The organism is Intestinibaculum porci (assembly GCF_003925875.1).
GTDB lineage: Bacteria > Bacillota_I > Bacilli_A > Erysipelotrichales > Coprobacillaceae > Intestinibaculum > Intestinibaculum porci.
In genome coordinates, this window is sequence record NZ_AP019309.1 from 885,384 (window position 1) to 899,489 (window position 14,106).

Annotated in this window: 14 protein-coding genes; 7 read left to right on the top strand and 7 right to left on the bottom strand. The window is 39.6% G+C overall.

What is annotated here, in order from left to right; genetic code table 11:
- Both SG0102_RS04290 and ptsP read right to left on the bottom strand, forming a co-directional pair.
- Complete coding sequence (locus SG0102_RS04290; protein ID WP_157982970.1) at positions 1 to 1,998, bottom strand: ATP-binding cassette domain-containing protein; 1,998 nt, start codon at positions 1,996 to 1,998, stop codon at positions 1 to 3.
- A 114-nt stretch (positions 1,999 to 2,112) separates the two neighbouring features.
- The gene (gene ptsP / locus SG0102_RS04295) at positions 2,113 to 3,831 is read right to left on the bottom strand and encodes a phosphoenolpyruvate--protein phosphotransferase (protein WP_125118805.1); all 1,719 of its coding nucleotides are present in this window, start codon (positions 3,829 to 3,831) and stop codon (positions 2,113 to 2,115) included.
- A 231-nt stretch (positions 3,832 to 4,062) separates the two neighbouring features.
- Here ptsP and SG0102_RS04300 point away from each other — a divergent pair, with 231 nt between their 5' ends.
- Positions 4,063 to 4,716: a hypothetical protein gene (locus tag SG0102_RS04300; RefSeq protein WP_125118807.1), complete on the top strand. Its 654-nt coding sequence runs from the start codon at positions 4,063 to 4,065 to the stop codon at positions 4,714 to 4,716.
- 5 nt (positions 4,717 to 4,721) lie between these two features.
- Here the strand turns inward: SG0102_RS04300 and SG0102_RS04305 are convergent, their stop codons facing one another.
- Positions 4,722 to 5,171 (bottom strand): GAF domain-containing protein, encoded by a 450-nt coding sequence (locus SG0102_RS04305; RefSeq protein ID WP_125118809.1) that lies wholly within the window; start codon positions 5,169 to 5,171, stop codon positions 4,722 to 4,724.
- A gap of 48 nt (positions 5,172 to 5,219) precedes the next feature.
- Here SG0102_RS04305 and SG0102_RS04310 point away from each other — a divergent pair, with 48 nt between their 5' ends.
- Both SG0102_RS04310 and metA read left to right on the top strand, forming a co-directional pair.
- Positions 5,220 to 6,431, top strand: a complete 1,212-nt coding sequence (locus SG0102_RS04310) for a deoxyguanosinetriphosphate triphosphohydrolase family protein (RefSeq protein WP_125118811.1) — start codon at positions 5,220 to 5,222, stop codon at positions 6,429 to 6,431.
- Between the two features lie 46 nt (positions 6,432 to 6,477).
- Complete coding sequence (gene metA, locus SG0102_RS04315) at positions 6,478 to 7,413, top strand: homoserine O-acetyltransferase MetA (protein WP_125118813.1); 936 nt, start codon at positions 6,478 to 6,480, stop codon at positions 7,411 to 7,413.
- Positions 7,414 to 7,436: 23 nt separating this feature from the next.
- Here the strand turns inward: metA and SG0102_RS04320 are convergent, their stop codons facing one another.
- Complete coding sequence (locus SG0102_RS04320; RefSeq protein WP_125118815.1) at positions 7,437 to 8,891, bottom strand: 6-phospho-beta-glucosidase; 1,455 nt, start codon at positions 8,889 to 8,891, stop codon at positions 7,437 to 7,439.
- Between the two features lie 145 nt (positions 8,892 to 9,036).
- On the opposite strand from SG0102_RS04320, the gene SG0102_RS04325 reads away from it, so the two are divergent.
- Complete coding sequence (locus tag SG0102_RS04325) at positions 9,037 to 10,011, top strand: cadherin-like beta sandwich domain-containing protein (protein ID WP_157982971.1); 975 nt, start codon at positions 9,037 to 9,039, stop codon at positions 10,009 to 10,011.
- A 1-nt stretch (position 10,012) separates the two neighbouring features.
- On the opposite strand, the gene SG0102_RS04330 is transcribed toward SG0102_RS04325, so the two are convergent.
- Positions 10,013 to 10,264, bottom strand: coding sequence for a MerR family transcriptional regulator (locus SG0102_RS04330; RefSeq protein ID WP_125118818.1), 252 nt, complete (start codon positions 10,262 to 10,264; stop codon positions 10,013 to 10,015).
- A gap of 12 nt (positions 10,265 to 10,276) precedes the next feature.
- Positions 10,277 to 11,299, bottom strand: a complete 1,023-nt coding sequence (murB, locus tag SG0102_RS04335) for a UDP-N-acetylmuramate dehydrogenase (protein WP_125118820.1) — start codon at positions 11,297 to 11,299, stop codon at positions 10,277 to 10,279.
- Between the two features lie 90 nt (positions 11,300 to 11,389).
- Between murB and SG0102_RS04340 the strand changes: the two genes are divergently transcribed.
- Positions 11,390 to 11,995 carry a glycerol-3-phosphate acyltransferase gene (locus SG0102_RS04340; protein ID WP_157982972.1) on the top strand — a complete coding sequence of 202 codons (606 nt, stop codon included), beginning with the start codon at positions 11,390 to 11,392 and terminating at the stop codon, positions 11,993 to 11,995.
- A 19-nt stretch (positions 11,996 to 12,014) separates the two neighbouring features.
- Here the strand turns inward: SG0102_RS04340 and SG0102_RS04345 are convergent, their stop codons facing one another.
- The gene (locus tag SG0102_RS04345; RefSeq protein WP_125118824.1) at positions 12,015 to 12,314 is read right to left on the bottom strand and encodes a PTS sugar transporter subunit IIB; all 300 of its coding nucleotides are present in this window, start codon (positions 12,312 to 12,314) and stop codon (positions 12,015 to 12,017) included.
- 210 nt (positions 12,315 to 12,524) lie between these two features.
- On the opposite strand from SG0102_RS04345, the gene SG0102_RS04350 reads away from it, so the two are divergent.
- Together SG0102_RS04350 and SG0102_RS04355 are read left to right on the top strand one after the other, a co-directional pair.
- Positions 12,525 to 12,860 carry a helix-turn-helix domain-containing protein gene (locus SG0102_RS04350; RefSeq protein ID WP_125118826.1) on the top strand — a complete coding sequence of 112 codons (336 nt, stop codon included), beginning with the start codon at positions 12,525 to 12,527 and terminating at the stop codon, positions 12,858 to 12,860.
- A 74-nt stretch (positions 12,861 to 12,934) separates the two neighbouring features.
- The gene (locus tag SG0102_RS04355; protein ID WP_125118827.1) at positions 12,935 to 14,086 is read left to right on the top strand and encodes a M20 metallopeptidase family protein; all 1,152 of its coding nucleotides are present in this window, start codon (positions 12,935 to 12,937) and stop codon (positions 14,084 to 14,086) included.
- Positions 14,087 to 14,106: the final 20 nt, after the last annotated feature.

The window sequence follows — 14,106 nt, forward strand, 5'->3', positions numbered from 1 at the left end:
TCACTTCCTTATATAAAGAGGAAAAAGAAAAGCATTCAAAATAATAATTAGACAGCTTCCTAAGATCGTGAATAGCGTTGGCATAAAAAGAATATGTCTTTGTAAAGAAATCAGTAAGCAAATAATAAATGTCAAAATGAACACGGATAATAAAAGTGCTAAAGTTTCTTTACCATAGGCCTTTTTAAATAGAGCTTGGCAATGTTTAATACCTAAAGACGCGAGATAACACTTATGCAGATAACGCTTATGGCGAGTTATATAATTGATCACAACACTTAACAAGAGACACAATAGTAGCAATGCCAAGGTAGCGATCCCATAGGCCTGCTGGTAGTTTTTAACCGCTAATGCCGCTTCCTGATGGCTGCTGTATTCACTTAAGATATCAAATCCTTTCTTTTGTAAAGCCTTGATCACATCCGGAACAGCGCTTATTTCGTCGACATAAACACTATAAGCACAAGGCCGATAAGGGCGATCATGAAAAGTATGCATAATTTGTTTACGTTTATTTTTCGCAATATGATTGAAATAAACATGGGAATAGTCTTCACCGACAATATAAAGTGTTCTTCTTTGCGTTCGTGCTTTTTTCTTGACTAAGCTAAAGAAAGCCTTATCGGGCAAATAAATGACATAACGATCAAGATTATAAATGCCAAATGAGGAGGCTTTAAGAATACCGGTGATCGGCATTGTTAATTTTATATAATCAACGGTGAGATCATAAGTATAAGCGATGGTCTCACCAACTCCCCCCTGACTGCGTCCATACGTATTATAAATAGGGATCCCTAATGAAAACGTGAGAGATTTTCCTAATAGGTCTTTGACTTGGCAATGGAGTGCCTGTGCCATTTTTTTCGCAGTGGCCATACTTAGATATAAACCTTTCTTTTTATTTTCATAGCGAATACTGCCTTGATCGCGTAAATCATAATGATAAGTTGAGATGTCCATGCGTGAAAACGTTGTTGCTTTGTTTGCTTGGGAAAGGACAAACGGTTTTGTCTTTTCGCTTATATGATATGGATGAGTGAGTAAATCACGATACACGCCATCAAGTGGTTCAAAGTTGTCATAACGTGCTTTGATATTTTGCACATGCTTAACTTTTAAAGAATCTATTTCTTTATTGGATAGAGGTTTTTCAAAACCAGACATGGAATATGTATCCACTTTTCCTTTTAACGTTTCAACGGGTTTATAAGCCACTAACTCCCGTGAAGTGAGCTGACTTAAGAGCTTATTTGTGGAAGTGGAAATAAGCTGATTAAAGCCAGAAAAAATGAGAGATATAATAAGCAGCAAAGGGATGAGAACATGACTAAGATGTTTATACCAGCGACCATGATGATCCATTTTAATGATATATCCTGGCATCTGCTTAAGATCAAGCGGCTTTGTTTTATAAGAATGATCATAATGAAGGCCTTGATGCTTTATTTCTATTTCCTGATGCGCAATATGCATATGCGTAAAAGCTGGATCAAGTAAATATTCATCATGAGTGAAGATAATCAGACTGCGTCCGGTTTGCATAATGTTTTTAAAAGCCGAGACATAAAGTGCACTGTAATCCTGATTGAGGGATGCCGTAGGTTCATCTAAGATATAAAGATCCGCCTCACGACTGAGTGTAAGCGCCGAAGCTGCGCGCTGTCTTTCACCGCCTGAGAGACAGGCAGGATAGTCGTTTAAATGTGTCATCAGATCAAAATGTTGGAAAAGCGTTGCATCGCTGCCAATCATTTCATACTGCATTTGAAGGGTGAGATCTTCACATAAAAGCGGTTTTTGTTTTTGCGCTGAGATCGTGAGTGACGGCGCTGATTCAAGAAAGTCATTATGTGCAGTCAAGGCGTTAAATAGAGTTGTTTTCCCACAGCCGCTTTCACCGGTGATGATTATACATTCGCCAGGATGCAGGAATAGGTCAAAAGACTTTATCAGTAAATGATCATCAAAAGCGATCTCTTTAAAGGTGAAATGCATATAGAAACCTCCTTTCTTACTTTGATTATAGCGGTTACATTTCGACATATCAATAAATTGAAAAAGTGTACAAAAAAACTGTGATATGCGTGATATCACAGTTTCTATTCATTATTATTCAATACCTGTTTCGTCTTTAATGATTTTTACAACATCATCCATTGTACGGCAGGTATCAGCACATTTATTAGCTAAAGCTTTTGATTCTTCATAGCTTAATGAGTTGATACGTTTTCTCTGAGCTAAGACAGAAGTTGCAGACATAGAGAATTCATCTAAGCCTAAACCAAGTAAGATTGGTGCTGCTTTGGCTTCGCCAGCCATTTCACCACACATACCAGTCCATTTGCCTTCTTTATGAGAAGCTTCGATCACGCCACGTACTAAACGTAAGATAGCAGGGTTGAATGGCTGATATAAGTAGTTAATTGTAGATGACATACGGTCAGCTGCGAAAGTGTACTGAATTAAGTCGTTAGTACCGATTGAGAAGAAGTCTACTTCTTTAGCGAACTGGTCAGCTAAGACTGCAGATGCAGGAATTTCAACCATGATACCAACTTCAATGTGATCAGAAACTTTTACACCTTCGTTGATTAATTTTTCTTTTTCTTCTAATAAGATTGCTTTAGCCTGACGGAATTCATCAAGAGTGGCAATCATTGGGAACATGATATGTAAATCACCGTAAACAGAAGCTCTTAATAAGGCTCTTAACTGTACACGGAAGATGTCTGGACGCTGTAAGCAGAGACGGATGGCACGCACACCTAAGAATGGGTTCATTTCTTCAGGTAATGGAAGTGAAGGTAACTTCTTATCGCCACCGATATCTAATGTACGGACAACAACTGGTCCATCAACGTTTTCTAAGACTTCCTTATAAACTTCGAACTGCTGTTCTTCGGTTGGTAAATCATCATTTTCCATGTATAAGAATTCAGTTCTGAATAAGCCGACACCTTCAGCACCGTTCGCTTTAACAGCTTCTAAGTCTTTAGGTGAACCGATGTTAGCTACTAATAATACTTTATGACCATCAGTTGATTTACTTTCAGCATTCACTAATTTCTTTAATTCAGCTTTGTAAGCTTCATAATCAGCTTTCTTAGCTTCATATTCTTTAATGGTTGCTTCATCAGGGTTAACGATGACATCACCCGCATCGCCATCGATGATGACGAAATCACCATCATTAACTTCCTGCATAACTGCATTTGTAGCTACCACAGCAGGAATTTCCATTGAACGTGCTAGGATGGCTGAGTGAGAAGTACGACCACCGATGTTTGTCGCGAAACCTTTGACTAAGTTCTTATCTAACTGTGAAGTATCAGATGGTGTTAAATCATTAGCGATGATAATAACTTCTTCTTCAATAGCAGTTGGATCAGGTAATTTTTTACCTAATAAATGTGCTTTCCATCTTGTGGAAACATCCTTGATGTCAGCTGCTCTTTCTTTGAAGTATGCATCATCCATAGATGAGAACATATTGATCATCATTGTAGCTACATCTTCCAAAGCAGCTGCCGCATTCAATTTTTCATCCTTGATTTTACCTTCGATCTGAGAAGCGAATTCTGGGTCATTTAACATCATTAAATGAGCGTCGAAAACGGCTGCTTCTTCAGCTGATAAGTTCTTAGATGCTCTTTCCTTAATCTTATTAATTTCTTTTTCTACTGCAGCTTTATGTTCGTTTAATTTTTTGATTTCAGCTTCAGTATCTTCAACAGTATCTCTTGATACAGTTAAATCAGGCATTTCTAACTTGTATGCTTTTGCAAGAGCGATACCGCTAGAAGCACCAATACCTTTAATATTTGTCATTTTGACCTACCTCCATTTATCTTTATTTTACCTTAATCTTTCTATAAAATAAAGCAAAAATAAGAGTCTTTGAAAACGTTTCCTTTTATATATCATATTGATAAAGAAATTTTTGCCCAAAAATGGCATAAAAATCTATTTCTATAAGTAATGACGTGAAAAAAATAATTTTCATGGCCGGATGGATGACAGTATTTTAAGAAGCGATTATAATGAAATGAGGTGATAAAAATGAAACTTACAAAACGCGGAAAACTTATTTTAGGATTATCATTATTTACATGTGCCCTCATTGTGAAAGGGATCATCGATCTGTTTACCTTAAGGCAGCGAACAGATTTATTAACCCAGTTATTAGCTATTGCTCAGTATTTTGGTTTTATTGCGATGATTGTGGTTCCTGATTTAATAGAACGCCGGATGCATTTCCATATTCCTGATCATGTCTATATAAGTGTGGCTTTTTTTGCCTTCCTGGCTTTGATCTGCGGGAATGGTCTGCATTTCTATCGCTTGTTTCCTTGGTGGGATACGGCGGAACATTTGGTTTCCGGAGTTTCCTTAGGCTTTATCGGCTATTGGTTAGTTGAAGTGATCAGTGATCATTCCTCTAAACATACCTTTTTAAAAGCCATTGTGGCGATTTTAATGGCCTTAGGCTGTGGCGCCGTCTGGGAAATGTGTGAATATACCTCAGATGGGATTCAAGGGACTAACTTCCAGCGCTATATGAAAACCGGTCGCTCGGTTTTAAAGAAAGGGGATCAGCCAAGAATTGGCCGTGATGCTCTTTATGATACGATGAAGGATATCTTCGTGGACTTCGGCGGGGCAAGCGCAGGGGTAGTGATTGTCTTAGTCTACAAATATAAAAAAAGTGACTGAAAAAATCAGACACTTTCAATATGCGGCAGTAAGATTTCAACGACGCGTTTTAAATTTTTTTCATCCTGCTCGTTAAAACGATTAAGTAATGGGGAATCAATATCTAAAACCCCTAATACTTTTCCCTCTTTCATTAAGGGAACGACAATTTCACTATTCGTGGCACTATCACAGGCAATATGCGTGGCAAACTGATGTACATCATCAACGCGTATTGTCTTTTTTGTCGTAGCCGCATGCGCGCAGACGCCTTTGTTTAAAGGCAAGTGAACACAGGCGACTTTGCCCATAAAGGGTCCTAATAATAGTTCATTGTCTTTCATTCGATAAAAGCCAACCCAGTTGACATCTTGTAAGGTCTCATAAAGCAGGGCGGCGGTATTGGCCATATTGGCGATGGTATCTGTTTCTCCCTCTAAAAGAGAGAAGAGACTATCAAAAAAGAGACTTTCCATTGCTTTCACCTCTTCATCAGTCTACCATAAAAGGAAGGAGGAAGCTCTATGAAAGCATTAGAAAATGAATGTATGGATGAACATCATCCCCATTATAAGCAAGCGATCAGTCGCCGCGATGCGCTTTATCAGCGGAAACATGATATTCGTTCACCTTTTAGCCGGGACTATTCCCGTTTGATTTTTTCACCTGCTTATCGGCGGATGAAACATAAAACGCAGGTCTTCTTTGCGGTTGATGATGATCATGTCTGCACCCGTTCAGAACATGTCAACCTGGTGGATTCCATTTCTTATACGATCGCTAAAGAATTAGGCTTGAATACCGAATTAACCAAAGCGATTGCGGTTGGTCATGACTTAGGCCATGCGCCCTTTGGGCATGGCGGGGAGAAGATTTTACGTTCTCTCGCCAAAGACTATGGTTTGCCCAGTTTCTGGCATGAACGCAATTCTCTCTATTTATGTGATGATTTGGAAGTTTTAGAAGATGATATCCATCATTTACATAATCTTGATTTAACATATGCGGTGCGTGATGGGATCATTTCGCACTGCGGGGAAATGCGTCAGCGCTGTATTACTCCACGAAAAGAAGCGATTGATCTCTCTTTGATCGAAAGACCAGGGCAGTATGAACCTTGGACTTATGAAGGCTGCGTTGTCAAAATGGCGGATAAGATTGCCTATTTAGCGAGGGATATTGAAGATGCCTTACGGCTTGATGTCATCACTCAGGCACAGGTTGATGCATTATTAAAAACCTTAAATCAGTTTGGAACACCTTTTTCCGCTATTAATAATGGGGTGATCGTCAATTACTTTATCTTAGATGTTGTCAATCACTCATCACCAGAAGGCATTGCCTTAAGTGAAGAAGCTTTTAAGAAGATGCAGCTCATTATGAATTTTAATTATGCCTGCATTTATGAAATCAAACGTGTCAAAGTCCATACCCAGTATGTACAGCTCATTATGCATTCGCTTTTTGATTTTCTCTATGATTATGGGCAGCGTATGACCTTTGTGGATGATCTTAAAAAGGATATGATTCATTATCCCAAATTGATCTCACATTATTTGGCGTGGTTAGAGAAATACGCTTACTTTGGGGAAAAGCGTGAAGCTATTTATGAAAACAAAGTGGTTTATGATTTCACCTGTGATGAGAAAGCCTTAGCCCAGAGTATTATTGACTATTTAGCCGGGATGACCGATTCCTTTCTCTTAGCCGCTTTTAATGAATTACTTTCTTTCTAGTGGAATAGTAGGAATTGTGATAAAATAGCCAAGAGAGGTGAGAGCAATGCCAATTAATTTACCAGATGATTTGCCAGCAGCGCAAATATTACTTGATGAAAATGTCTTTGTGATGACGCAAAGTCGTGCCACAACCCAGGAAATACGACCATTAAAGTTAATGATTGTCAATCTTATGCCAACCAAAGAAGTGACCGAGACACAGCTATTAAGACTGCTATCAAATACCCCTTTACAGGTGGAAGTGGATCTGATTCGTACCGCTAGTCATACCCCTTCACATGTCTCTCCGGAACACTTGCAGAACTTCTATAAAACCTTTAGTGAAGTAAAAGAGAACTATTATGATGGCATGATTATTACCGGGGCACCGGTCGAACGGATGGCTTTTAGCGATGTCGATTACTGGGATGAACTCTGTGAGATCATGGAATGGGCGAAATGCCATGTCTTTAGTTCCTTCTTTATCTGCTGGGGTGCTCAGGCGGCACTGCATTACTATTATGGAATTGATAAATACTTATTAAAGCATAAGTTAACCGGTGTTTATAAACATCGCATCAATACCCAGAAGATGAAACGAAAGATTTTACGTGGCTTCGATTATGAATTTTATGCACCGCATTCCCGCTATACAACGGTGTTAAAAGAAGATGTCGCGAGTATTCCAAGCTTGGATATCTTAGCCGAATCCAATGAAGCAGGGGTTTATTTAATCGCTGAAAAAGATGGCTCCCGTTTCTTTGTGACAGGTCATGCGGAATATGATACAGATACCTTAGATAAAGAGTATCGCCGTGATCTCAATGATCCTAACATTGAGGCTGAAATTCCAAAAAACTATTATCTAGATGATGATCCAACTCAGGAAGTACGGGTAGCTTGGCGTTCCCATGCTTATTTATTATTTGCCAACTGGCTGAACTATTACGTTTATCAGGAAACACCATACAATCTGGAAGAACTCAAAGATCGCAAATAAAAAGATGGACAGTTGTCCATCTTTTAAAGTTCTTCACCATTGGTTTCAATGACATGTTTATACCAGTTGAATGAATCTTTCTTAGAACGAGAGAAGTCACCTTCATGGTTATTATTGTAGTTGACATAGATAAAGCCATAACGTTTATCATATTCACCCGTTGAAGCGGAAACGATATCGATTGGTGCCCACATTGTATAACCAATTAAATCGACGCCATCATAATCAATAGCATCTTTCATCGCCTGAATATGGGATGATAAGTAGCTGATGCGATAATTATCATGAACACTGCCATCGGCCTCTTTCTTGTCATAAGCACCAAAACCATTTTCGACAACCATCATTGGCAAATGATAACGATCATAGATGACATTAAGGGAATAACGTAAGCCTAATGGATCAATGGCCCAGCCCCAGTCACTCTTTTTCAGATAAGGGTTATCAGTCGTATTGGCTTTAATGTCTAAAGCTGGCAGATTGACTTCATAGAAGTTGAATTCTTTGCCATCATCCATAGATTTTGTACATGAAGACATATAATAAGAGAAGCCAATGTAATCAACGGTGCCTTCTTTTAAGATCTGACGTTCTTCATCACTTAAGGCAATAGCCATATGATGACGCTGCCAGTACTTTTCTAAGTAAGCAGGGATCTCACCACGGGCATGGACATCCATAAACCAGTAACGTTTATGATCAGCGCCGACCATCTGCATCATATCTCTTGGGTTACATGAATAACTATAAACAGGAACATAAGCAATCATACAGCCAACCATGAAATCAGGATTGATCGCATGGGCAATTTTGACGGCTTTAGCGGAAGCGATTAATTCATTAATGGCAGACTGATACATCATATATTCATTATCAGGATTATCATCAGTCGTTAAGATGCCGCCTTCCTGGATCATATGATGAGCAATCGGGGCAGCACCCTGATTGTTGATTTCATTGAATGTCATCCAGTATTTGACTTTTCCGTTATAACGCTCAAAACATGTTTTCGCAAAGCGAACAAAGCAGTCAATGACTCTTTTATCCATAAAACCATTGTATTTCTTCGCTAAACCATAAGGGATTTCAAAGTGTGATAAGGTAACGACAGGTTCAATGCCATATTTATGACATTCATCAAAAACATCATCATAGAACTTTAAGCCTTCTTCGTTTGGTGTTTCTTCATCACCCTGTGGGAAAATACGCGTCCAGGCAATAGAAGTACGGAAAGCTTTAAAGCCCATTTCCGCAAATAACTTGATATCTTCTTTATAATGATGGTAGAAATCGACACCGACATGGTTAGGATAATCTTCTCCTTCGATGACACCATCGGTAATACGACGGGCAACGCCGTTAGATCCTGCGGTCATCACATCAGCGATGGAAGGTCCTTTACCGCCTTCCTGCCAGCCGCCTTCAAACTGATGGGCAGCACAGGCACCGCCCCATAAAAAATCTTTACTAAAACCCATAAAATAGCTCCTCCTTTAAATTTTCAAATTCATTATAGACAAGTTCTTAAAAAGAAGGGCATTCTTTCAATAATTGAAAAAAGTACCATACTTTTCCTTAAAACATCTTTCTTCATGGTGTATGATGAAAATGAGGAGGGATTTTATGAAAAAACTGCTCATCAGTCTTTTTTTAATGATTATGTCTATCACGCCTTTGCAGGCTTATATGAATCAGTCAAATAGTGATGCCAGATTAGCTTCTTTGATTATTAGTTCAGTATCGTTATCACCAAAGTTTATTTCTTCAGTCACGCATTATACAGCGCAAACAAAGCTTGCAAGTATCCAGGTGAATGCGTTAGCGGCTTCCTCGAAAGCGACTTTAAGCGGCACCGGGACCTATATTTTAAAGGAAGGAAAAAATACGATACAGGTGATCGTCAAAGCGGCTAATGGTCAAAGTCAGACTTATACTATTGAGATCAATAAGATTGGGGAAACGTCATCAACAAATGCGCCATCACCAGTGAATGTAACGTATCATCATATGACTTATCAGGTGGAAACGGATTTAAGCAAAATCCGTTTTCCTGATCATTTTACCTTATATTCAGTGCATCTTAATAATCAGGAAGTGGTGGCTTTAAAACATGAAAAAGCGGATTATACAATCGTCTATTTGCTTGATTCGGCGAAAAAAGGCGCTTTCTATGTGGTTAAAGATGGAAAGATCACTGCTCCTTTTGAGTCTTTAACTGTAAAAGGCGAACTCTATATTCCTTTACCTTTAAAAGAAGAGAAGAAGGATGGTTTTAAACAAACAACCATTACTATTAATCAGCATACGATCAAGGGATATAACTTTGAAAACAAAGCGGATGCTGCTTATAAACTGCTTTATTTATTAGGACCAGATGGAAAAGCGCATTATTATACATATGAGACCAGCGAAGGTACGATGCAGTTATATCGCGCCACATCGACAAGTTTATCTTCCCTGAATCCGATTTTATTAATGACAACCTTTGTTTTAGCGATTGCCTTTATACTACTTTTTATCAAATATCGCAGCTTTAAAGCAATGAGTTTAAAAAAGCTCAAGCGCATGAATTATATTGTCTCTAAAAGAAAACAGTGAGTTACTCACTGTTTTCATCGTTAGTGACCACTTCGCTGCAGGAATTGTGATAGGGGCAATGCGTATCCTGCTGGTCTAATAACATCATGCTGACTTCGTCATGTTCCTCTTCTTTTAAGGATAACCCTATTGAGGATAAAAAGCAGATCAGCTTTAAAAGAGTCAGGTCCTTTTCTTGATAAAGACGTCGTCCGTTTTTACTATTGCGCGTGGCGCAGCGTAGGTTTAATAAAAAAAAGACAAAGATTTTCAAAAATCTTTGTCATTAATGCATTTCCAGAACTTCCTGGACGATCTTGATACCAAATTGTTTATTCACTTCTGCGATAATATCTTCCCGCGCTTTCGCAAGAGCATGATAGCTCTTAGCGCCCACATTGGTTAAGACGAGCGCATTGCGATCATGGACCCGCATGCCATACATGGATGCGCCTTTGAGACCAGCCTGGTCAATCAGCCAGCCAGTAGAAATCTTAAAGGTATCATTACCCATTGCAAAACCTTTAAGGGTGGGATACTTTTCCTGTAAGTGGGCTAACTTCTGCTTGGTGATAATGGCATTTTTGAAGAATGAACCAGAGTTAGGAATATAGTGAGGATCTGGCAGTTTCCATTTTCGGATTTCAATAACCGTTTCACGAATTAAAGCAGGGGTATAGCTGGTGATGCCTTTTTCATCAAGGCGGGCCTGAACTTGCTTATAAAATGGCGGCTGCGGATTGCCTTTCTGTAAACGTAAGGTGACGCTGACAATAATGTAGCGGCCCCAGTCTTTGCCTCTAAAAATCGAAGCGCGATAAGCAAACTGACAGTCTTCTTTTGACAAAGTGACAAATGCTCTGGTGTGCATATCATAGGCTTCTAATTCAACAAAACTCTGTGAGATATCCTGCCCGTAAGCACCGACATTCTGCACGGGAGCTGCACCGATCGTGCCAGGGATGAGAGACATCGCTTCAATGCCAGTCAGATGCATATCCACACTTTCAGAAATGACTTCATCTAAGATTTCGCCAGCACCGTAGCGAATGACGATATCATCCGCATTGTCTTCTAATATAGTACGTCCTTTGAGACACATATGCATAACGAGACCATCAAAGCCTTCATCATCTGCCAAGGTATTGCTGCCACCTCCAATGACAAATGTTTTCAGCTGGTGAGCTGCGGCAAACTGAAAAGCTTCAACAACATCGTCTTTTGTTTGGATTTCTGCGAAATAGCGTGCTTTCCCGCCAAGACGCATCGTAAGGTAATCTTTTAAACTTTTATTTTCTTCTAACTTCATGCCCCTAATATAACAAACTCATATGTCCGTTTCAACTGATTTACACATTATAAAATGTTTTGTGGTATGATGGAAGAAAGGGGAGATTTTATGCAAATACTTATTATATTGATATCATATTTATTAGGGACTATTTTATTTGGTGAGATTGTCACTCAGGTGCTTACCCATCATTCAGCGAGTGAATTAGGAACCTCTGGAAATCCAGGGATGGCCAATGTTATGGCGCACTTGGGGATTGTGCCGGGGGTGATCGTCTTATTAGGCGATGTCGGAAAATGTCTCTTAGCGGCTTTATTAAGTGCTCACTTCCTAGGTGATCAAGGCCTATTACTTGGCGGCCTGGCCGCGACGATCGGTCACGATTTTCCTTTCTGGCGCCATTTTAAAGGCGGCAAAGGCGTCGCTACTACTTGTATTCTTATTTTTATGTATGCGCCGCTTTATGGACTCTTTTCCCTAATTATGGGGTTGATCACTGTCATCATAACCCAGTATTTAAGTCTTGGTGGGATTGTTATTCCCTTATTAATGATTCCTTATGCATTTTACCAGAATGTCAGTGATGGCATTGTCATGATCATCTTTACCTTATTAATGATTTACAAATTTATGCCGCAGCTTAAACTGATACCGTCGCATCAGGCAGAAAAGACTGATTTAATTGGTGCGATCAAACGAAAAAGACGCAAATAAATGCGCCTTTTTTAGATTATTATGATTTTTTTGCAAGGGCTTCATCAAGGACTTTTGCGGCATTGAAGTCTTTGAAATCCTGATCGCTGATTAATAATACTGGGGTATCAGGATCAGCTAAGTCTTCAAACTTATGTAAAGAGCTTCTCAGCTGCGGTGTGACTAATACTAAGTCCGCCTGATCGATTGAATATTCGACAGCTGTTTCCGCTGCGGCCCAAACGACAATTTCTACGCCTTTCTTAGCAGCTTCCTCTTTTAAGGCTGCCGCAAACATATTAGAAGTTACACCTGCTTTGCAGCATAATAATATTTTCATCTTTGATTCTCCTTTCGTTTTTGATGTATCTACTTATATTTTAGCATATGTTTACAAAAATACATTCTTTTTTCGATGTTCTAAAAAAATAATTAGGGAGAGCTGGTTTGCAAGATCGGTTTGATATCAAACGAAATTGACAAAAACCCTATTATCCCTCATGATATAATAGCTCTAATAGGACAAGGGAAGTTGAAGGAGGACATCATTGTGTTTTTATTTAAGGATATCGGCCCGATTATGAAACGGGCCAGGAAGAAAAATAAGCTGACCATTCGGGATGTTTCTGAGATTACAGGGTTGAATGCGGATACCATTTCGGATTTAGAAAACCAACGGACAAACATGAAAATCTTTACTTTACTTGATCACCTTGTCCATCTTTATAAGCTGGATCGCTATGAAAATCCCGAATTGGCCTTAACGACCTTTCAAATTTTTGAAGGCCTTTCTGATGAAGCGATCGCCGAGATTGTGGCGGTTGTCAAAAAGGATCGTATTCGTCAGGATGCGAAAGCTTTTGCGGCTCAGGATGTCATCGACTAAAATTGTCTTTTTTTATCACATTGCTTTTCATTTTCGTATAATCCTATTACAATGGGGCAAAGGTTGTGATAAAGATGAATATATTAGATGAAATAGAACAATTACAGGAAACACTTATTCAGGATCGTCGCACTTTGCATCAGATGCCGGAAACGACCTTTGATTTGGATCAGACGACGGCCTATATTAAAAAACGTTTAATAGAAATGGGGTATACACCTCACGATCTTGGCAATCATGGGATTGTCACGACGATTGGTACTGGTTCCCCATGTCTGCTTTTACGCAGTGATATGGATGCTTTGCCGATGGCGGAAGAATCCGGCTTAGACTTTGCAGCGCATAACGGCAAGATGCATGCCTGCGGTCATGATCTCCATATGACGATGTTACTTGGAGCATGTGCTATTTTCAAACAACTCAAAGAGATTAAAGGCACCATCAAAATCTTATTTCAGCCAGCGGAGGAAATTGCCTCAGGGGCGAAAGCAATGATCGATGCCGGGGTCTTAGAAAATCCGCATGTCGATGCAGCTTTCGGCATGCATATCAAAGCGGATCAGCCTACTGGAACGATTGCCTATTGTCCGGGGGTTATGATGCCAAGTTCTGATTTCTTTACAGTGCAGATTCATGGTAAGTCTGTTCATGGTTCAGCGCCGCATTTAGGCGTGGATCCGATTAGTATTGCGGCGCATACGATCTGTAATCTGGAAATGTTAACGGCGCGAGAAATTGATGCGGCTGAGCGTTTTACGATGACCATTGGATCACTGCAAGCTGGCACAACGGGGAATATTATTCCTGATGAGGCGGTATTGAAAGGTTCGATCCGCTGTTTTGATCCAGATGTGCGCGTCAAAGTATTAGAACGTTTTGAAGAGATCATTACCGATACGGCGCAGATGTACCGCGGTGAAGCACTCGTTAATTTTCCGATGCGGGCGTTAACGGTTAATAATAATGAGACTTTAGCGAAAGACTGGCTGCCAGCTTTGCAGTCTATTGCGAAAGTGGATGCCCATTGTCAGCCGCTTTCTATTTCCGAAGACTTTTCTTATTTTATGGAACATGTACCATCCCTATTTGTTTTAGTAGGGGCACAGGGAGATCGTCCTCCAGTTTCTCTCCACAACAGTCATATTATCTTTGATGAAGAAGGGATGAAAACCGGCATTGCGGCTTACGTCGCTATTGCCCTTCATTATTTACAAGGGACACATTAAAAAGCCATCGCAAGATGGCT